Annotated in this window: 16 protein-coding genes and 1 pseudogene; 6 read left to right on the top strand and 11 right to left on the bottom strand. The window is 33.4% G+C overall.

Going from position 1 to position 20,597, the window contains the following annotated elements:
- Positions 1 to 148: 148 nt before the first annotated feature.
- Positions 149 to 529, top strand: a pseudogene (locus tag AC1DCY_RS24110) (DNA-3-methyladenine glycosylase family protein); the annotation flags it as partial.
- Positions 530 to 1,051: 522 nt separating this feature from the next.
- Here the strand turns inward: AC1DCY_RS24110 and AC1DCY_RS24115 are convergent.
- The 3 genes from AC1DCY_RS24115 to AC1DCY_RS24125 form a co-directional block, all read right to left on the bottom strand.
- Complete coding sequence (locus tag AC1DCY_RS24115; protein ID WP_477354317.1) at positions 1,052 to 2,419, bottom strand: sensor histidine kinase; 1,368 nt, start codon at positions 2,417 to 2,419, stop codon at positions 1,052 to 1,054.
- Positions 2,397 to 3,104 carry a response regulator transcription factor gene (locus AC1DCY_RS24120; RefSeq protein ID WP_477354320.1) on the bottom strand — a complete coding sequence of 236 codons (708 nt, stop codon included), beginning with the start codon at positions 3,102 to 3,104 and terminating at the stop codon, positions 2,397 to 2,399. Before AC1DCY_RS24120 ends, AC1DCY_RS24115 begins: the two co-directional genes overlap by 23 nt.
- A gap of 228 nt (positions 3,105 to 3,332) precedes the next feature.
- Entirely contained in the window at positions 3,333 to 4,616 is a 1,284-nt protein-coding gene (locus AC1DCY_RS24125; RefSeq protein WP_477354323.1) for a DedA family protein, read from the bottom strand.
- A gap of 402 nt (positions 4,617 to 5,018) precedes the next feature.
- On the opposite strand from AC1DCY_RS24125, the gene AC1DCY_RS24130 reads away from it, so the two are divergent.
- Together AC1DCY_RS24130 and AC1DCY_RS24135 are read left to right on the top strand one after the other, a co-directional pair.
- On the top strand, positions 5,019 to 6,242 hold the full coding sequence (locus tag AC1DCY_RS24130) for a COG4705 family protein (RefSeq protein ID WP_477354326.1): 1,224 nt from the start codon (positions 5,019 to 5,021) through the stop codon (positions 6,240 to 6,242).
- A gap of 519 nt (positions 6,243 to 6,761) precedes the next feature.
- Positions 6,762 to 8,186, top strand: coding sequence for a VanZ family protein (locus AC1DCY_RS24135; RefSeq protein ID WP_477354361.1), 1,425 nt, complete (start codon positions 6,762 to 6,764; stop codon positions 8,184 to 8,186).
- A gap of 353 nt (positions 8,187 to 8,539) precedes the next feature.
- Here AC1DCY_RS24135 and AC1DCY_RS24140 read toward each other — a convergent pair whose 3' ends face one another.
- From AC1DCY_RS24140 to AC1DCY_RS24155, 4 genes are all read right to left on the bottom strand, one after another.
- Positions 8,540 to 9,466: an ABC transporter ATP-binding protein gene (locus AC1DCY_RS24140; RefSeq protein ID WP_477354329.1), complete on the bottom strand. Its 927-nt coding sequence runs from the start codon at positions 9,464 to 9,466 to the stop codon at positions 8,540 to 8,542.
- A gap of 11 nt (positions 9,467 to 9,477) precedes the next feature.
- Positions 9,478 to 10,689, bottom strand: a complete 1,212-nt coding sequence (locus tag AC1DCY_RS24145; protein ID WP_477354332.1) for an ABC transporter permease — start codon at positions 10,687 to 10,689, stop codon at positions 9,478 to 9,480.
- A 16-nt stretch (positions 10,690 to 10,705) separates the two neighbouring features.
- On the bottom strand, positions 10,706 to 11,830 hold the full coding sequence (locus AC1DCY_RS24150; protein ID WP_477354334.1) for an ABC transporter: 1,125 nt from the start codon (positions 11,828 to 11,830) through the stop codon (positions 10,706 to 10,708).
- Between the two features lie 307 nt (positions 11,831 to 12,137).
- Positions 12,138 to 12,848 (bottom strand): helix-turn-helix transcriptional regulator, encoded by a 711-nt coding sequence (locus tag AC1DCY_RS24155; protein ID WP_477354337.1) that lies wholly within the window; start codon positions 12,846 to 12,848, stop codon positions 12,138 to 12,140.
- Positions 12,849 to 12,981: 133 nt separating this feature from the next.
- Here AC1DCY_RS24155 and AC1DCY_RS24160 point away from each other — a divergent pair, with 133 nt between their 5' ends.
- Positions 12,982 to 14,091, top strand: coding sequence for a class II histone deacetylase (locus tag AC1DCY_RS24160; RefSeq protein WP_477354340.1), 1,110 nt, complete (start codon positions 12,982 to 12,984; stop codon positions 14,089 to 14,091).
- A gap of 983 nt (positions 14,092 to 15,074) precedes the next feature.
- Here the strand turns inward: AC1DCY_RS24160 and AC1DCY_RS24165 are convergent.
- A complete protein-coding gene (locus AC1DCY_RS24165) occupies positions 15,075 to 15,923 on the bottom strand; it encodes a stalk domain-containing protein (RefSeq protein WP_477354343.1) in 849 nt (282 codons plus the stop codon).
- 233 nt (positions 15,924 to 16,156) lie between these two features.
- Here AC1DCY_RS24165 and AC1DCY_RS24170 point away from each other — a divergent pair, with 233 nt between their 5' ends.
- Complete coding sequence (locus AC1DCY_RS24170) at positions 16,157 to 16,408, top strand: site-specific integrase (protein WP_477354346.1); 252 nt, start codon at positions 16,157 to 16,159, stop codon at positions 16,406 to 16,408.
- A 423-nt stretch (positions 16,409 to 16,831) separates the two neighbouring features.
- A complete protein-coding gene (locus AC1DCY_RS24175) occupies positions 16,832 to 17,215 on the top strand; it encodes a hypothetical protein (RefSeq protein WP_477354349.1) in 384 nt (127 codons plus the stop codon).
- 262 nt (positions 17,216 to 17,477) lie between these two features.
- On the opposite strand, the gene AC1DCY_RS24180 is transcribed toward AC1DCY_RS24175, so the two are convergent.
- The 3 genes from AC1DCY_RS24180 to AC1DCY_RS24190 all read right to left on the bottom strand — a co-directional run bounded on the left by AC1DCY_RS24180 (position 17,478) and on the right by AC1DCY_RS24190 (position 20,032).
- On the bottom strand, positions 17,478 to 18,383 hold the full coding sequence (locus AC1DCY_RS24180; RefSeq protein ID WP_477354352.1) for a cation diffusion facilitator family transporter: 906 nt from the start codon (positions 18,381 to 18,383) through the stop codon (positions 17,478 to 17,480).
- 270 nt (positions 18,384 to 18,653) lie between these two features.
- Entirely contained in the window at positions 18,654 to 19,712 is a 1,059-nt protein-coding gene (arsB, locus tag AC1DCY_RS24185) for an ACR3 family arsenite efflux transporter (RefSeq protein ID WP_477354355.1), read from the bottom strand.
- On the bottom strand, positions 19,712 to 20,032 hold the full coding sequence (locus AC1DCY_RS24190) for an ArsR/SmtB family transcription factor (RefSeq protein WP_477354358.1): 321 nt from the start codon (positions 20,030 to 20,032) through the stop codon (positions 19,712 to 19,714). The genes arsB and AC1DCY_RS24190 overlap by 1 nt, the downstream gene beginning before the upstream one ends.
- Between the last annotated feature and the right edge of the window lie 565 nt (positions 20,033 to 20,597).

Genomic DNA, 20,597 nt, shown 5'->3' on the forward strand with positions numbered 1-20,597 from the left:
GCTAAATCTGAAAGACTATTAATTTTAAATTCTGTCTCAATCTCTAGTTGAATATGCATACTAACACCTCGGTATTAGTATGAAATGAAAGAGCATTTTTGTACATCGTTATTCAAGCAGGAATGTACATATTTAAATTAGCATTTATAGAATTGCACAGTTAACACCTACAGACCTAGCAGACATTAAAATGACTGTGAAAAAAAGTGAGTATATCATTGGGATAGCCAAATTAATGGCAAGTGGAGAATTATCGAGGGAAAAATTAATGAAAATGAACTTTAAAGATGCTGAAAAAAACTTAATTAAAATACGAGGAATCGGTCCTTGGACAGCCAATTATGTTCTAATGCGCTGCCTTAGGTTCCAGACAGCTTTTCCAATCGATGATGTGGGTCTTATTAATTCGATAAAAATATTACGTAATATGGACCGAAAGCCTTCGAAAGATGAAATCTTAGAAATATCATTGCCATGGAAAAACTGGGAATCATATGCTACCTTTTATTTATGGCGTGTCCTTTACTGAATAATGACAACTTAAAAATACTTAAAACTTAATCCCTGTAGTTTTGTAATAAAGTTTCATTAAATTAATGTGATATGAGAACAAATCTAAAGAGCATGTTTTGAAAAAGATTGATCAAAACACGCTCTTGTTTGAATGGAGGCAGATTAACTAAAAGGAAAAGAGTCAAACCCTTAGCGCTTCATCAATTAGCATATCTAAAAGACATCCAAGCTTCTGTTCAAGAGCTTTCGTAACTTGTTATTTTACTCCACTATCACACATCAATTTCAATGCCAATTCCAATTCCTTCTTGCTTAGCCTAAGCGGCTCATCGGACGCCCCCTGGTAAGCTCCCAGCTCATTGCTACGCATCGAATGATCACCAGTATTGACGAGACCTGTTTTTACTACAACAGTTAGAAACACAATCGCAGTCACAGGCTGAATCTGTCTAAAATGCCTTTATCAACATCATTTGATTGTCCACTAAAGTACTTTGATAGACGATTTGTGATTTCTAGACGTCAATAAAAATGTTTGTTAAATTTCACTAAATGGTAAATGCAATTCTACTGTCGTCCCTGTTCCCTCTTTACTTGTAATTTTAATTTCACCTTTATATAATTTCATAATTCTATTTGCAATGCTTAGTCCTAAACCAGAGCCTTCTGTTTTTCTTGTTCTTGCTTTATCCACCCTGTAAAATCGTTCGAAAATATTATGAAGCTCTTCCTTAGGTATTCCAATTCCATAATCTTTTACACGTATAATGACATGATGTTGATCCTTTTCTATAAATACATCAATTTGATCCTTACTATATTTCATTGCATTATCCAGCAAAATAATAATAAGCTGTTTAATTTTTAATTCATCCGCAAGTATAACAATTGGATCTTCTCTATAATGTAATGATATTTCACGCCTATAAACTTGTTTCAATTGATTTAAAACACTTTGGCATAAAGACACCAAATTTAGTTCATTCAATTCTAGTGAAATTTCATTTTCTAAAGTCGCTAAGTCTAGAAGGGTCTGTGTCATTTTTTGCATCCTGGTTGCTTCCGAAGTAATGGCATTGATTGCTTCATCGGTCATATCTTTATTATCAAATCCATGCCTTCTTAAAAAATCTGCATAGTTCATAATGATGGTTAAAGGTGTTTTTAATTCATGGGACGCATCAGACACAAACTGTTTTTGTTTTTCCATATTTTCTTGAAGTCTATGAATCATTTGATTAAACGTTCTTGCCATTGTATGGAGTTCATCTTTTGTCTGATTTTGAATGGCGATTGGCTTAGGAACCCCACTTATTTCAATTTCCTCCATAGTTTTTATCATACTTGAAATGGGCTTCATAATCATATTGGACAACCATTTGCCACCAAGCAAGGAAAAAATCGCAGCTAATAAGGTGCAGAGGCCTAATATGGCACGAAGTATATCTTTATCAGTTTCAAAACCTAATAATCGTTCTCCAATTTCTAAACTCCCGGTAATTTGATTACCATTTTTAATTGGAACACGAACAATGATAACCTGTTCCTCAACTTGTTCTGCAGAAATCAATTGTGTTTGTGCTTGCTTTGTTTCAACGTATTTACCTTGCATCGTTTTTGAAAGTAATGCATCATTGGTTATTTCGTGAATGACGTTGTTATTCGGATCTATAATTCTAATATAGGAATGGGGAGTTAAAAAATCACCTAATTCTTCGTTAATATTGTTGGATGCATCGAGTGAATCAATAACTTTTATTAAGTCCTCGGCTTTTTGATACAGTTCTACTTCTTCCATATTAGTCGAAAATTTCGTAAACGAGAAATAGACAGCGATATTTACAAGTATTAAAATACATAGCATCCAAGCAGTCGTTAATAGATTAATTTTTGTGGTAATCCTCATTTGTTTTCTCCTTTATGGTATACCCCACTCCCCAAACGGTTGTGAATAATGGGGAGGAAAATCCTTCGTCTATTTTTTTTCTGAGATGGGCTACAGTGACATCGAGTATGTTACCTTCACCTTCATATTCCCATCCCCAAACATTCAGTAAAATATTTTCCCGTGTGACTACTTTGTTTTTATTCATGACTAAATAAAGTAAAAAGTCATATTCCTTAGGGGTTAACGTTATGTTTTTTCCACTTCTAGTAACTTCCCTTGCATCTGCATCAATAACTAAATCATTCACCTTCAATACGGAATTCTCAGGAATTGCTTTAGGTTGATTGCGTAAACAAGCACGAATTCTCGCCAGTAATTCCTCGATTCTGAATGGTTTGGGCACATAGTCATTTGCACCTTGATCTAAACCTGATACGATATCTAATGTTGTATTTCGGGCTGTTAAAAGAATAACAGGAACATTCCTATCTTCCTTTCTTAGCCTTCTTAATACTTCGATTCCATTTAGCCCAGGCAGCATCACATCCAATAAAATTAAATCAAAATTTGTTTGTAAGGCTACTTCAAAACCTGCCCTACCGTCATGTTCTACGGTGACCTGATAACCTTCATATTCCAGCTCCATTTTTACGACACGAGCTATTTGCGTTTCATCTTCAATTAAAAGAATTTGTGCTTTCACTGCATACCCATCCTCTCTCCATATATCAATTTCGCCTTGGCGTAATTACGTCCGGATTTTGAATTGTGCTTAGGCCTGCACGATGCAGGTCAGTTAGCCGTTTTCGCAGGATGCGAAGATTTTAGGCTAACATCCTTGTATTTATTCCTTTCAAAATCCGTGACATCCGCCGGAGGCTTTATCTTTTTCAGTAGGTGTTTTCTGCTGAATGAAGATAAAAGTATTTCTCTATAATTCATTTTTTTCGAGCACAAGTCGAAACAGTTCAAACAACAGGAAGTTGAAAAATATCCAAACTCCACCAAAAATATAACCACCTACAATGTCACTGGGAAGAACATTGGTCGATACAATATTCCCAAACGCGAGCCCCATTAATAAGAGTAACCCCAATAAAGGAATAATAATTGTCAAATAATTGTTTTTCAAGTGACGTACAAGTAAAAATATACATGTTCCATAAATGATCATTGTCAAAGTGGCCATTAAATCAGGAAAATTGGATGAATGAAATTCGCCCCTAAATCCAATCGATTGGAGGAGCGAAAAAACCTCCAAGATGAATGCACGAAACGGAATACCTCCCAATATGGAAACAATAAGTAAAAGGTACTCTAGTAACCTGTTCTGTTTCTTAATCCAAATACTTAGGATGGTTACAGCTATAATGCTGCTAAGTGTGATCGACTGTTGGAAAATCAAAAGCTCTCCCAACCAGTTTATATAAAAATTAGAATGAACCACATATTCTGCGATTTGATTAAACTCGTCAACATCATTTTCAAGATAATCTTGCACTATTCCAAACATTAGGATCACCAAACCGATTAGAGCTGACGCTAGGAATATAAGAAAAATTTCTGTCGCTCTTATTGTTTTTAATCGGTTTGTTAACCATGTTAATGAACGAATAAAAAAGTTTTTAATTTGAATTTTATAAAACCTAAATATGAGGTAACTTCCTAACAAAACAGCCAAAACAATAAGAAAAACAATTAAATATTTACCTGCGGCTTGATGGAAAGTATCCCATTTTGGACCTAATACTGTTCCAAGGGTAATGAAACAAATTCCCCATAAAGAAGCACCTGTATATGCCGGTATGACGAATTTTCGGAAAGGAATTTTTGAAACACCTGAAACATAGCCAGTAAAATGCCTTACACCAGGGATAAAATAAGCAAAAACTAATAATTTACTTCCTGATCGTTCAAACCAAGCAGCTATTTTTTTATATCTTTCTGGTCCAAGGTGTACATATTTACCATACTTCTCTATTAGTTTATAGCCCCCTGCCTTTCCTATCCAATAAGTTAACGTAATTCCTGCGCCAGCAGATAAAAAGACTGTGAGAATGGCTAAAAAATAATTCATTTCCCCTTTATAAACAAAGAATCCTGCATAGCTCATTAAAAGTTCCCCAGATATAGGAAGAGCCATGAGTTCTAAAAAGATCCCTATAAATAAAATCAAATAGCTGTGTTGTTCAAATAAAGTAATTAAATATGACATATAAGCCTCCAAATTTATTAACAAATTTAATCAAAAGAGCAGGAAGCACCTTAACTTTATCTACAATTTATCACTATTTTGAAAGTAATGGTGCCAATTAAGGAATTTTTAAGTTTTTATATAGGAAAAGGACAGTTTTGTTTTATAAACTAAGGATGCCCTAATTTAGAGTGCTTAAAAATTTTTAGATTTCATGTAAGAAAAGCTTTCAATGTTTTTGAGATTTTAAAATCATTTTGGGAGGTAAAAAAATGAAAAACTAGTAGAGGCAACTATGCAAAGAGTCATACTCATAATTGTGTGTGGTTATCATTCCTACTTGGGGTGTATTTCTGCTTACCAGATGCAATGAGATTATTTACCTGCTATTCAATGACTACTTACAAAAAGGAGATGAGTTCTATGAAAGGAAACTTATCCTATTCTGAACAAACTGAAATAGTCCAACCTCCCATTCGGGAATTGTTAAGCAAAGTACCGGAAGTTACCATTTTCTTCTGGATCATCAAGGTATTATGTACAACTGTCGGGGAAACGTTTGCTGATTTTTTGAATTTGAATCTTGGATTTGGGTTAATGAATACAACCATCATTATGGGAGTCGCCTTTTTTATTGTTTTGTATCTTCAGTTTAGAGTAAATAAATATGTACCAGGAATTTATTGGTTAGCAGTTGTACTTATAAGTGTATTTGGTACATTGGTAACAGATAACATGACAGACTATATGGGAATACGCCTTGAGGTTAGTACCATAATTTTCTCAGTACTTCTCGGATTGACTTTTCTTTTTTGGTATCTTAGTGAAAAAACATTGTCAATCCATTCGATCTATACAAGAAAAAGAGAAGTTTTCTATTGGCTTACAATTCTATTCACTTTTGCACTTGGAACAGCAGTTGGCGATTTATATTCTGAACAATTAGGTTTTGGCTATCTTAAAACTGGATTAACAGTCATTGTCATCATTGCTTGTATATTCTTGGCATGGAAAATGAAATTAAATGGAATATTAGCCTTTTGGATTGCATATATTTTGACTCGTCCGCTTGGAGCATCACTCGGAGATTACTTATCGCAACCTAAAGCTAATGGAGGGGTAGGTTTAGGGACAACTGTTACAAGTGTCATTTTTCTTGTAGCTATATTAGCCATCATCATCTATCTTGCTGTTTCAAAAACTGATATAACAGCAAAAAATGAAACAGGAGTGACAAACGGAAATAAGAAAAATGTTTTGGTACAAACCATTGTGGTTTTGTGTATTTTCTTAGTTCTTGGAGTAGGCAGTTATATTTGGCGCAGTAACCAAATCGCATCACAATCTGATGCATCGCAAACGACAATAGCTGGACAGTTATCAGATTTTATCAATATTGAAAATGACATACTAAAATCTATTAACTCAAATGAATTTTCTACAGCGAAAAAAATTGCGGACGATTTGGAACATCAATGGGATACACAGGAACCTCGACTTAGAGCAATTGATGGCAGCACATGGACGGAAATTGATGGAACGATTGACGTTGTATTAGCATCCGTTCGTTCATCAAACCCTGATGTCAACAAATGCAAGTCTGCTCTTAACAATTCACTTAGTGTTATAAACAGTGCAAATAAATAAAAATTTTAGGGAATCGCAAATCGCGGTTCCCTTTTTTTCGTTGAAGAAACGAGTGAACTAATTTATCAATCGTCCCCGACTACTACCTCTGGTCACTCAAGAGAGACGCAAGATTATCGAGCGGTTCGGACCATCCGTCGTACACGTACTGATCACCGGGATGACCGGCCAATCCGTGTAGATGGAAGCTCATCTCGATGCGGTGCCGTGTGCTTTGAACGCCTGCAGCTGTTCCTTCTAATACTGAGTCAAAGGTCTCTAATGATTCATTAAATTTATGCGCTCCCTCGTTTCCTTTATTGATGATTTAAAGCGCAAGAAAGCATAGCAAGTTCTTAAGAAATTCTTCATAAATAACCTACCTAATTATTAATAATTTCCATTTACAATAACAAAGGTCGACAATATTACCTAAAATTAAACCAAAGGAATAATAGTAATGAAATATTAAAGGGTCTCTTTTTTCGTGTAGACCGAAAAATATCAAAATAAATAAGTTAGGAGAGTCTCATCTTGGGAATGACAGAGATTTTTAGTAATGTTCGGTATTTTTTGTTGCCGGTATTAATGATTATTGGAATAGAGTACATACTTATCGCACTATATTATTTTTTTTATTATAGAAAACAGCCGTCAGATCGAAAAAAACAGTTTCATATAAAGAAACTTGTTCTTGGTGCAGTCTTCATCGGATATATTATTTTTGTGTTGGAGTTAACTGTGTTTGGTCGTGGCACTTCCCATTACCTGCAGATGAACCTTCAGCCGTTTAGTGGTTATATTGATGCGTGGAAAAAATACTCTTTACGTGATCTTCAAAATTGTATTTTTAATATCTTAATGTTTGTTCCGCTAGGTGTTTTTTTACCTTTAATGAACTCTAGATTCAAAAATTTTAAGTGGCTTTTTCTTGTAGTTATAAGTGCTACGTTATCAATAGAAACATATCAGACACTTTCAGGAGCCGGGATTTTTGAGCTTGATGATTTAATGAACAACTCACTTGGTGGTATTATTGGATACCAGTTATACAGACTAGGGTCTTCCATTGCGTATCACAAAAAAGTAAGAATAAAAAGTCTAGTCGGAAACCTTGCCATACCTCTATTGATGGGTTTGATTTTTGTTGGAATGAATATTGTCTACGCCCAACAGGAGTTTGGTCATCTAGCAATAAACGCCTATACAAAATCGAATATGTCAGATGTGCATGTATCAACTTCACTGGAATTAAGCTCATTACCTACAGTTGCCCCAGTATATAAGAAAATCATTAAAAATGATGGAGTTGAAGCCCTATTGCAACAGAAATTAGGATTATCAGAGTTGAATGAAAAGGTTTATAGTGGTGATCGTGAGATTCTATTGGAGGACAAAGTAGGGTTCCAATACACGTTGTTTATAAGTTCAGAGGGATACTGGTCATTACAAGAGAAAAATAATACGCCAGGGCAAACTTCTTTTTCAGGGAAAGAGTCAATGATTGACATGGCAAAGAGACTGATGGACGAATTTGCCATACTACCTCAAGATGCTGAAATGACTGTATTGGAGACTGGAGAATTTGAATGGAATTTTCAGGATAGTACTAATTTAAACACTGATTATTGGACTGGAGAAATAATGCTTGATCTTAATCAAGATGGCAGTGTTTCTTCGTTAGAATATAATCTCCATAAGAATCAATTTAAACGTGAAGTAAACATACTGTCTCCTGCAGAAGTGTATGAGCGAATAAAAAATGGAGAATTTCCTCGAATACAATATAATGCATTGGTGAATGAGGAAGATCTTGTTATAAAACAAGGAGATCAACTTGATATAGAATTAATCGAGCTTTCGTATATGTATGATACGAAAGGTTTCTATCAGCCAATATATAGAGTTTCCGGAAAGTATAATGGAAATGATTGGTTCACCTTAATTCAGGCAAAACGGTCGTAACGGTAGCACCTCCTTATTATAAAGCGCCCTTTCCTTTGTTTCCTTGATGTCTCTTACAATGTTCTATTAAAGCTTCATGACATTGTCAAAGCAACCTTTGGCTTGAATACAAGTGTGACAGATCATTAGAATTTTAACGTTACTAGCAGCGCTAACTAATCAAATATTATTGTTAAATCTGTACCTCATATACAAAATAAGGCTCACACCATCTTAAAACAACCTTTAATCATAAAACCATCGAATTATCATAATTTGAACCAGTTAAGTACCATCTAACATCAACAACGAAAAGATATTTAAATCCTTCACTACAAGAAAGAAAGACTTGTACATTGACAAGTCTTTCTTGATTAACTGGCTGTCACTTTGCTATCTTCATGATAATACATTGAATACAAATCATTTAATGTAACTTTCCCAAATGCAAAATCCACCACATTTCTCTCAACTAAAAAAGATGTAAGCGAGCTTAATAAACTTGCTTCAGAACTTGGTAAATGAATTAGTGACATTCCGTTTGTAAGTGTTTGAAGTTCTAAATTTGGAAATAGCTCGTGAAGTTGTTTTTTAGTATTATCTTCCATGCTTTTTACTCGAATAGTTTTAATATGCGCTTGACTAAAACCTTCTATTACTTGATTGGCATCAACTAGCTTTCCTGTGTTAAATAAGAAAATTCGGTCTGCGTATTTCTCTAAATTATCAAGTAAATGGGAGGCGATAATAATAATCTTACCTTCCGCCTTTTTCTTTAATAATATTTTCGAAATTATTTCTACATTATTTGGATCAAGTCCATTCATTACTTCGTCCATCATCATAATTTCCGTATTTGTAACAATTTGCATTGCAAAGCATAGACGCTGCCGCATACCAAGGGAATACGTGCCTGTTTTTTTATTCACATAATGCCCCATATTCAAAGCTTCGATTGTTTCATCAATCAGTTTTAAATCGGATTGCCACATTGTTGCAAACATTTTTAAATGCTCGCGCCCACTTAAGTGATTATACAAGTCACTTTGGTCTGGCATCATCGACACGAATTTATGAATTTTTACTTCATTTGATTTATTCGAGTAACTTAGGCCATCTTTAAAAACTACCTTTCCTTTCAGAGGTTTCACATAATTCATTAACACATTCATAAATGTGGATTTTCCCGTACCATTTGGTGCAACGAGCCCGATCATTTCACCTTGCTCAAATGTCATTGAAATATCATTTAACACTTTATTTCCCCTAAATTTCACGGTAATATTTTGAACTTCAAGCATCTTTTCGCCTCCTATTTAATTAGCTTAAATCGCTTATTTAATGCAATAAGTATCATTAAAAAAATGACAACCCCTGCTAGTCCGAGTAATAACTGTAGTCCTAAAGTAAAATCTAATTGATCGTTAAAGTAATAAAAATTCCGCCTTTTTGAAATAATTTGTCCGACTTGAATGTAAGAAGTCGGATAGTTTTGGACGTCCCAGAAATAGCCAACGTAACGGCTGGAATAAAAATTCTCGCCGAAAATAAGGAGCAAACCAACAACGAAATTTACCATCTCACTGCGGAATATAATACTGCATAATAGCACAACGTTGATAATGACGATAAACCAAGTGAAAAGCAAAGTTAAGGATTGTACTAAAAATGTACCTAATGTCATCATTTCAAATTTACCATCCACACGCCAATCGAACTGAGCTGCATACACAGGAGATGGTAAATTGAAATTCCCATAACCGGATTGTAAGCCTATAATAAAGATGCCAACTATAAGCGGTAGAAATAATACCACGCTACCTAGTAGTGCAACGAACATTTTCACAAGTAGCTTTTTCCAATCACTAATTGGAAATCCCTTTAAAATAGATGGATGACGTTGATCTTTTTTAACAATATCAATTGATAATAGAAGTACACAGACAATCAAAATAATTGGAAGTACTCCCTTTAATAAGCGTTCGAACGTTTGAAGCGCTGTGCGTTGTTCAAAAATTTCATATGATAACTCATAATCTGCTTTCGAATAAGTATCATAACGGACAGCCTGCTCTAAATAGGCGTAAAAGGCATCATCTTCTGCATACTTGTTATTTTTTATAAAATACTTAGAGTTATATGAAAATGCCTCATTCCTATATGTAAACGAATTCGTAAAGTAGTACCAATCGCGAGTTAAATCTGCATATTTTTTTAAATTCCCCTCATCTAATGCATCTAATCTTTTTTTATCTAGAGGGTTAATTTCCTTAAATATTTCAATAGCATAAATAACAGAAGGATGAACATCAGTTAAATCTTGTCCCTCCATATGATCTAAAAATTCCTGCCGTGTTAAATAGCGCGCCTCAATTTCTTCATAGTCAACACTTTCAATCGGATTGTATGCTGGCGCTATTTTAAATACATAAAAAAAGGTTGCAAAAGCAAGCAAAAAATAGATTGCTAAGTTTTTCTTATTCGTAAAAAACTGTTTGAATTCAAATTTAAAATAACTCCACATGCTTATAATACCTCCCCTATGCCCTTTTGATTTTTCCTGTTGAGAAAAATGTTTTAATAACGAATAACATTAAAATGATACTTATAGACATGATGATTAATCCTAAATTCATAGTAATATCAACAGGCTTCGCTAAATCTACTGGTAGGCCTCGTAAAATATCATTGAAATTCATGAAATTAAAAGGATTATAGGGGATTAAACTAATAAGAGATGGGAAAATCATCGGTAAAAAGAATAAAATAAAGTGTACAAATAATGTTAAATACATATTTTTCAGTAACACATTTAATATAATCGACAACAGCATGACAAAAATTGAAATTACTAGCATATAACCAACGCTCATTGCAATGTATTGAATCGTAGATATTAATGTGGCATTGCCTACATATATCCCTACAGGCTCTAAAGGGTTACCAATTCCATTTATAATCCACAATGGAATTGCGCATATAAATATGAGCAAAATGCTTGTAACTATAGATAAAAAAGTAATCATGCATTTAGATAAAATATAGTGATCAAATCGGACAGGAAAGCCCTTAATTATACTAGAATGCTCAAAGTCATCTAGTAAAATAGAACTTGTATGGAAGCTAATAAATATGTACCAGCCTGCGCCAACGTGAATAAAGAAAAATAATAAAAACGGCATGTACTGAAATAAATCGCTTATTGTATCCTTTCCCTCATCAATCATCCTCTTAAAATAAAGGTAGTCCATAGAATTTTGCAATTTAGAAGGTAATAATTCTGCAACATTTTCGTATCCTTCTAATTCGAATGCCTCTTTTCTTAATTCTGCGAGTTGAAGTGAAGTCTCATAATACATAGATTGTTTGTCCAACGTTAATGTTGCTATTTGTAAAGCAATATTGCTTTTTTGTTTAGTTAAATTTTTATATAACTCGCTTCCGTCACCCGTTTCTGAAGCATCTTTAACTTGAAACTTTGAGAGTATAGCTTGTGCTGAATAATAATCACCCTTTTTCTCGACAAGTTGATTACCAAGAGCCTGTGCATTTATATAAAACATAAAGCCAAAAACGATAATAGCAACAGCGACTAATGCGACTAAATTTTTCCGATTCGCCCGCTCAATAACTAGACCTACTTTTAATGCTCTTAACACCGTCATCCTCCTCACTTTCAATGAAAGCATTTACAGTACTATGATAAGATATTATGGATATTTTTTCAATTTTTAGTTTTTTAAGGTTTTGAAAAAATGAGAAATTTGATGCGGAGGTAAAGATATTCATTGTTTCTATAGTCAAACCCTTGATGAGATTACCATGTTATTCTGGGGCTAACTTTTCCGTTTTTTACACTAAATAAGGAAAAAATAATTAACCGTTAAAATTGTTTCTTTTGGTAAAAACTGAATAATCAGATATTTCAACCCATGTAAATTAGTTTATTCCAGCCAATCCCTTATTGCATAATTAATTGATTTTACTTATTAATTCAGTTCTGTTCAGAACACCGTATTTATCAAATATATTTTGTAAATGTTTTTTTACTGTATTGATTGAAATAAATAATTCTGTACCAATTTGTGCATTTGTGTAACCTTTCTTCACAAGATTCACGACTTCATGTTCGCGCTTTGAAAGTAAACTTTTCTTTTCTTCACTACAATTTAATAATGCTGAAGAAATAATTGTAGATAAATACTCAAACCTAAGAACATCTTCGTTTGTAAAATAATTATTTTTTTCGCGTTTAATCATACCTATTGCTCCAATAACTTTTTCATTATGTGATAGCGTCACAACCATCTCATCGTAAAATCCATATTTACTCATAAAACTTTTGTAATATTCTGACATTTCGTATTGTTCAGGGGTAATAACATCGGATAGTCTTAAAACATTCTTCTGTTTAAATAAATCCTTTTTATGAGGTGGATATAAAAAGTCTAGATTATAGTTTCCATCTAAATAATCCGTTAGCATTCTATCAGAAATATTGTAGTTAATTGGATCTTTTAATTGTCCTTGATTGTCTGCAAGCCAAAATAAAGTATGATTATACCCAAAAATTGAAGATAGCTCCTGTAGCGCTGAACTTCTAACCTTAGGGATAGCCCTAGTTATTTGAGAAGCAAAGTAAATTATTCTTTCGTAGTCTGTAACGGATAATTTGTTATACATTAAATCCCACCCTTTTAATATAGACATCTATCTCCGGAAATTGAAAACAGCAAAAAAATATACTTTGGTGTAATATTATTCTCTTAAAATCTATTTTATCATAAATCTAATAAATTAGAGAGGAGCTTTAAATATGAAAAAAACTGCATTTATTTGCGATGAAAGTTACTTCTGGCATGATACTGGCAACGGTGCTTTATTTTCGCTACCGGGTGGGTATGTCCAATCTGACGGTCATGCTGAAAGCCCTGAAACTAAACGTCGTTTCAAAAATCTACTTGAACGTAGTGGCTTGTACGAAAAGCTTTATAAAATCAAACCTTATGCAGCTACAGAAGATCAACTTGAATATTTTCATACAAAAGATTATATCCAAAAGGTAAAAGAATTAAGTCGTATAGGCCATGGTGACGCTGGTGAATTAGCCCTTGTTGGAGATGGCTCGTATGAGATAGCTCAATTATCGGTTGGTGGTGCCATTACCGCAGTAGAAGCGGTTGTAAAGGGTGTCTGTGACAATGCCTATGCTCTCTCGAGACCACCTGGGCACCATGCAGAAGCAAATTTAGGGATGGGATTCTGTCTATTTAATAACGTTGTTATTGCTGCGCACTATGCACGTAAAGAACTTGGATTAGAGAGGGTTATGATTTTAGACTGGGATGTTCACCATGGAAATGGTACAGAATCTGCATTTTATCATGATCCTAACGTACTTTTTATATCTATTCATCAAGAAGGTCTGTTCCCAGCTGGACGTGGTGAAAGCAATCATATAGGCGAAGATACTGGGATAGGAACTACTGTGAATATTCCCCTTCCCGCTGGTACAGGAGATGCTGGGTATATGTATGCACTTGAAAAGATTGTAAAGCCAATAGCCGATGATTTTAAGCCTCAATTAATAATTATCTCGGCAGGACAAGATGCGAGTATTTTTGATCCATTAGGAAGAATGATGGTAAGCGCAGAGGGTTATAGAAAAATGACGAAATTTATGATGCAACTAGCTGAATCTAATTGTGGAGGAAAATTGGTTGCTGTGCATGAAGGTGGCTATAGTACAGCATATGTACCTTTTTGTTCTCACGCAATAGTTGAGGAACTGAGTGGCATTACTACAGATGTAGAAGATCCGTTTATCCATGCATTTAATGGGGTTCCTTATGACCGACTATGTGATCACCAAAAAGAACGAATTGATGCAATAAAAAGCATACACATTAAACAAGAAAATTATTGAATATAAATACTCATTCATCAGATCAATCAGACTGTACACTACGTAGATACTTTGTTTCCAGTCTTTTTTTAAGGCTGTTTTCTAAAAGATTGTTGCTGTTAAAACATAAAAACAGAGTTAATCTACAAAATGTGTAGAATCAACTCTGTTTTTATGTTTGATATTTCGTAAATCGAATATTTAACTAAAGCTCCCCGTTAGTTGAAGAAAAAAGAGATGCTTAATTTAAATTCAGTTCACTATTTACTGAGGTTTTTAAAAAAATAACACCCTAAATAGTAAGAACCATACATTAGTAAAAAGGCCATTAAGCAAGCTGTCCACAAATGACCATAGACCAATAATCCTCCACCAATGAAGTTAGAAATATTAAGCAACGGTAAGTAATAAATTTGGGTAGCCAATCCAAAAAGATTAGACCAAAATTGTCCTAATATCATATGTTGAAATATTATTAATAAGAGTACTAATAAAGCAGGTGAATGTATAATCACCGCCGACTGATACGGTGTTTTTTCAAACTTACAAGTTATGAATCCAACCAATACCCAAAAAACAAGAAATATAATTCCTATTAATTTAAACGGTAATATACTATTTGGATTTTGCATCAACCAAGAATTCATTAGAAAACCTAACACAAAAGGAATAAGTCCTATTAAAAACAAAATCATTTTTTTTATGATATCAACCTCCTTATCTAAATATCAACAACCCCTAATTTGCACTTATATACAAATTCTCATTAATTATTAATATTAGATTCAACAAAGTGAAGATTTAACCTTCTTTAAGTAAACTGCACCGTTTACGAAATCAGCTTTTTTTTAAAAAAACCACTCGGTTGAGTGGTTAGGTTAAAGTAAATAAGTATTTTATTGTATTCATTAGCAAAATTAAACGGACAGCTTCTGAAATCTATTAGATTTTATAAGATATTAAAAGCAACCTTTATTAGCTACCGAAAAACACTATCGTCTACCTTATGGAAGTGTATTTTCGATAACTGTCTTAAAACCGTTCTTAGCAGCGGTTTCAATTAAATGAAAAATAGAGTTACTTGATGCATCGTTAAACATATACCATTGATCTTCAGTAGCATCATAAATCAAATCTTTTTGGCCAGGCAAAGTTTCATTATTATTTTGAACTAAAGAATAAAGATCAAAACGTTCTATGCTTTTCCCTTCTTGGTCTATAAAATCATATTGACCAAATTTATAGTAACCACCAACTACAGTGCTGTGGAAAGACCATGTATAATCTGAGGGCTCTTTGACCTTACTTCCTTTGTTTTTCACAAAAATATTATGCATTTCTTCTACATATGCATTCCCTTTTATTTTCTCTACTACTCCGCCCATAATCATGTGGTATTCATAAAGCATTGCTTTCACTTCTACACCATCAATAAGCAGTGGTTTTGTAATGATATTTACTGTCGAATCCTTATAATCGACATAACAATCAAATGTTTCTGCAAGAAATCGAAGTGGAACGAAGATGCGTCCATTTCTTAAATATGGTTTTACATCAAGTAACACCTTTTGACCGTTTTTCACCGCTGTATTACTGTTCAGTTTTAAGATTACTCGTATATCGCTTTTAGTGAGTGTCACTTGGGAATCCGTCCAATTGACAGTTGCTCCTAAATTTTCACTGATCACACGTAAAGGTACCATTGTACGATTGCTGTTAGTTTCGGGATTCACATCGGTTGCAACTTTAATACCGTCAACCTTTATTTTAATATTTGCATTTTCTGCATAAGCAGGTGACGATGTCATGATTAGAATCAAAACAAGGAAAACACCTGAGAACAACTTTTTCATCTTGATAGCTCCTTAAAATTTTATCGTGGATTACTAATAACAAAAACGTTAGTAATGAGTTACTTCTTCAATAAGGGCTTGCTAATTTCACCTCCAATCATCAAAATATTATAAATGTTAACTTGAGTAATAAATATAAAATATACAAATTTTATATCATTATACCGATAATATCCATAGATGTTCAATCTATAAATGTTCGGCCTTTGATGAATTTGTTTGATATATTGAGGATGAAAAAATACTCAGTCAATATGGTCACGTCTTATGAATACGATTTAAAACTCTACTTAACCTTTTTAACGGATCATTCCTGTTCGACTTGCTACCAAGACCCAAGTCGTCGCTTTATCCAATATCAAATAGGATCAATAAAACAAAAACCTAGTTTGGTGAACCGAAAAATTTCTTCCTTAAATTCGTTCACTAAATATTTGTCTATAAGACATAGAACACGACCATTTATATTTTTCGATGTGAAATGAGCTAATGTTTAAATTGTTAGCAGCTACAGGTCTGCGACTTTTCATCAACATGGGAACAAGTTTAATGTTCGTGTTTTATTGGATTAATGGAGTATCCAGTCGATAAAGGAAAGGTACTTCAGCTGCTCAAATACGAACATTTAGAATGGTTTAGTATAAAATGGTTTGTTTTTAGTATATTTGTAAACAATCTTTTAAACCTATAAATCACTTCAATTCGCCACTTTCCAAAGGTTTTTTCAATGGTATTGTTATAAGGAGATTAAATCTCAAGGGTCTTTAAATATAGGTTGTTGCTACTTGATGAATATTTAATTATTTGAATAAAGAAGGTGTTTTTTAACAGTGTGAAGAAGCATTTATATGGGAATATATTCAATTCAACGATTATGGAAGAATAGAATAAAAAGAGGTGAAGGAAAGGTGAAAATAAAAACAATTATGTTTTTATTAATTTGTTCTATTTGGTTAGTAGCTTGTAACAGTAATAAGGAAACAACAAAAACTATAGCAATTCAAGAATTAATTAATTTCGAAGAAGTAAAACCCGACACACTACAATTAATATCTGATGCGAAGGATATTAAAGTTATAGAGAAAACATTTAAAAAAGCTAGAGAATTCGGTGAAGTAGATAACAAAATAGTTCCGCAATATAAGATTAAATTAAACGATGAAGAATACTATTTATGGATTGACAATACCATTACAGGGACCATAGCAAACGTAAATAATAGAAATATGTTTTACAATATACTAACTACCGAAAAATTTAAAAAGGCTATTAATTATCAAGAACAGAAATAAATTACTTCTACAAAAATTGATCAAGACTATTTTTCTGTAAGAATGAAAAAAGAGCATGGCCTTTACTTATGTAGTAAAAAGCATGCTCTTTAAATAATTCTTCAAATTTGTTTTGTAATAAAAGTCATATTTACGTTTATTATTATTAAATATAGTTTTATTGGATTCAGTCAGAATGCTCCTCAGCTATTACATCGATAGAACATTCAGATTTACCCCGTGCGCTTTGTTACCATCACTTTTAACTGCTCTTTTTTGTAAGTTAGTTTTGATCAGGTTCTATATAGTAAGGATTAATATGAATAAGGACTTCCCCTACATCTGGGTATTTATTTAATATTTCATTTTTAATATCACGAGCTATATCATGGCCTTGTTTAATTGTTAAATCATGATTAAGTGAAAGACGAACGTCTAGAATCTTATAGTGACCGTGTTCTCTTGCACGGATTTTGTCTATTCTTTTTACTTGATAAAATCCATGAATTGTGGATTCATATCCGTCTAAAAGGTCCTGATCCACGCTTTTTTCCATTAACACATCAACAGAAGGTTTAATTAATTCCATTGCGATTCTAAAAATAAAGTAAGCTACTAAAGCACTTGCAATAGCGTCTGCGTATAACAAAAATGTCCATCCAATTGCATTTCCTATAATCGCTAAGAGGACTCCTATAAATGCTGCAAGGGAAGCTACAATATCACCTTTATGATCATAAGCAATCGCTATAATAGCCTTGCTATTCCACTTTTTCCCCTGTTTTATGGAGTATCTATATAATATTTCTTTCGCTATATAAGAAATTATCGCTGCAATCAATGCACTGTACTGTGGTACACCAGGTTTGTCAAAAAATGCTAAAATTGCTTCTACTAATATATATATTGAAACTATTATTAAAATAATTCCAACAATTGCTTCACTAATAACCTCTGCCTTACCATGCCCAAAGGGATGATCCTTATCAGGTGGTTTATTTGAGATACCTACAACTGCTAGTACAGCAATCGAAGCTACTACATCTGCCCCAGAGTGAATTCCGTCTGCAAATACAGCCTCACTCCCCCCAAAAAGACCAAAGAAGATTTTACCTATCATTAGAATTAGGTTGGATACAAGTGCTATCCATGCAACTTTTTTGCTAATTTGTTCTCTCTCACTAACCATCTATTTCTCCTCCGATTAAGAGTTTAATTACTAAAAATGAGGGGAAAAATTCTCCTCAAATACCCTTAATCCACTTCCTTCAATCAATACTCAACTATGATATCAGACGAATATCGAGTGGGTCTACAACAACCTTTTTTACCATTACTAAATAAATTTAGATCATAAAAATAAGTTGCCTTAGACCAAATTAGTAACTCGTATTTACTGCCATTTGACTACGGCAAGAGTTCTCTAAACATAAGAAATATAGTGGTCATATTAGTGCTCCTATAATTTGATGGTTTTAAAATATTTTTTCTGCCAACGTAAGGCTACCCATACAAGTCCAATAAGTACCGGTACTTCAACAAGCGGACCAATAACAGCGGCAAAAGCTACTCCACTATGAAGTCCAAAAACACCTACAGCTACAGCAATGGCTAACTCAAAGTTATTACTAGCGGCTGTAAACGACAGGGCTGCTGTGACAGGATAAGATGCACCTACTTTACGAGAAGAAAAGAATGAAACTGCAAACATCACAATAAAGTAAATAAATAATGGAATGGCAATTCGTACGACATCAAGTGGTAATTCCACTAGTTTTTCACCCTTCAATGCAAACATCATCACAATTGTGAACAGCAGTGCAATTAAAGTAATTGGTGAAATCTTTGGTAAGAACCTTTCCTCATACCATTGTTTCCCTTTTGTTTTGATGGCTATCAACCGTGTTAGGATTCCAGCAGCAAATGGTATTCCTAAGTAAATAAGAACACTTTTCGTAATTTCCCACATGGAAATGGACACATTAAAATTCTCTAAACCAAACCAACCAGGTAATACATTTAAGAAAAAGTAAGCAAAAATCGAATATGTTAAAATCTGAAAAATGGAGTTAAATGCAACTAGACCAGCTACATATTCTCGATCTCCACGCGCTAAATCATTCCATACGATTACCATTGCAATACATCGGGCTAAACCAATCATAATGAGCCCAGCCATGTACTCTGGATAGTCACGTAAGAAGATGATCGCTAAAAAGAACATTAAGAATGGTCCAAGTAACCAGTTTTGAAAAAGTGATAGTAAAAGTACTTTCCAATCTTTAAAAACTCGCCACATTTCTTCATACTTAACTTTCGCTAAAGGTGGATACATCATCACAATTAACCCTATGGCAATAGGTATGGATGTTGTACCAACCGACATGGATTCTAATGCTTCACCAATATTGGGCATTGAGATACTTAATAAAACGCCAATACCCATCGCCACAAAAATCCAAAGAGTAAGGTAACGATCTAAAAACGAAAGCTGTTTTGTTAAAGAATCATTGCCCATTAGTTTTCCTCCCTTATGGGTGTACAGTCAGAGCCGCAAGTGCATCCTTTAACAGGCTCAATTTGTTCTAAAATACCTTTCATAAGTGGTGTTTGATCCTCGACTAAACGGTAATGTTTCCATGTCCCGACCTTTCGCTCAGTAATAATGTCTGCCTCCTTTAATTTTCTTAGATGCTGACTAACTGCTGGTTGTGAAATTCCTAGCACTTCCACAAAATCACATACACAAACCTCCCCGTTCTTCATACATGCGAGTAATTTAATGCGATTCAAATCAGCTGCTGCTTTTAATTGTTTTTCAATTAGTGTATTTTCCATATGTCTGCTCTCCTTATATAATCATTTGCTTATATATTTTTCGAAATAAAATCACCCAACTAATAATAGGTGATTAAATTAATATATAACTATACGCTTATATTATGCTTGCTAAACAATAATTGCAACACACTTTTTTGACGCTTTACGGTGAAACATTGAATTTAAGTACAATATTAAAGCACTAAATTGAGTAGGTACTACAGAGCATTCTAGACGCTTTTGTTATTGTATTCACTTTCGTATGTTTAAAAATGGCTGTTTTCTCAAAGATTGTTGCTGTTAAAACTAAAAGACAGATTTAATCTACAAAATGTGTAGGATAAATCTGTCTTTTCGGTTTGATATTTCGTGAATCGAAAATTTAACGAAAGTTCTGGTTAGTTGAAGAAAAAACATTCATTATTTTTAAAATATTTACTTACTTCTATGTAAAATAACTATTTTCCTCGTGGCCAAATGAAATATGAAATAGATATGATAAAATCAATTCCCAGTACTAAAGACCATACTTTTAGTGTTTCAAAAAGTTTAGAGCTACGGTCCGCATCATTTACTAGGTATA

The sequence above is a fragment of the Lysinibacillus sp. 10T31 genome (assembly GCF_056394365.1).

Coding starts and splice junctions, on each gene's coding strand:
- AC1DCY_RS24190 (WP_477354358.1), bottom strand. CDS start 20,032: ATGGAAAATACACTAATTGAAAAACAATTAAAAGCAGCAGCTGATTTG.
- AC1DCY_RS24165 (WP_477354343.1), bottom strand. CDS start 15,923: ATGAAAAAGTTGTTCTCAGGTGTTTTCCTTGTTTTGATTCTAATCATG.
- AC1DCY_RS24130 (WP_477354326.1), top strand. CDS start 5,019: ATGAAAGGAAACTTATCCTATTCTGAACAAACTGAAATAGTCCAACCT.
- arsB (WP_477354355.1), bottom strand. CDS start 19,712: ATGGGCAATGATTCTTTAACAAAACAGCTTTCGTTTTTAGATCGTTAC.
- AC1DCY_RS24140 (WP_477354329.1), bottom strand. CDS start 9,466: ATGCTTGAAGTTCAAAATATTACCGTGAAATTTAGGGGAAATAAAGTG.
- AC1DCY_RS24155 (WP_477354337.1), bottom strand. CDS start 12,848: ATGTATAACAAATTATCCGTTACAGACTACGAAAGAATAATTTACTTT.
- AC1DCY_RS24125 (WP_477354323.1), bottom strand. CDS start 4,616: ATGTCATATTTAATTACTTTATTTGAACAACACAGCTATTTGATTTTA.
- AC1DCY_RS24145 (WP_477354332.1), bottom strand. CDS start 10,689: ATGTGGAGTTATTTTAAATTTGAATTCAAACAGTTTTTTACGAATAAG.
- AC1DCY_RS24135 (WP_477354361.1), top strand. CDS start 6,762: ATGACAGAGATTTTTAGTAATGTTCGGTATTTTTTGTTGCCGGTATTA.
- AC1DCY_RS24160 (WP_477354340.1), top strand. CDS start 12,982: ATGAAAAAAACTGCATTTATTTGCGATGAAAGTTACTTCTGGCATGAT.
- AC1DCY_RS24180 (WP_477354352.1), bottom strand. CDS start 18,383: ATGGTTAGTGAGAGAGAACAAATTAGCAAAAAAGTTGCATGGATAGCA.
- AC1DCY_RS24150 (WP_477354334.1), bottom strand. CDS start 11,830: ATGACGGTGTTAAGAGCATTAAAAGTAGGTCTAGTTATTGAGCGGGCG.
- AC1DCY_RS24115 (WP_477354317.1), bottom strand. CDS start 2,419: ATGAGGATTACCACAAAAATTAATCTATTAACGACTGCTTGGATGCTA.
- AC1DCY_RS24170 (WP_477354346.1), top strand. CDS start 16,157: ATGAAAAAATACTCAGTCAATATGGTCACGTCTTATGAATACGATTTA.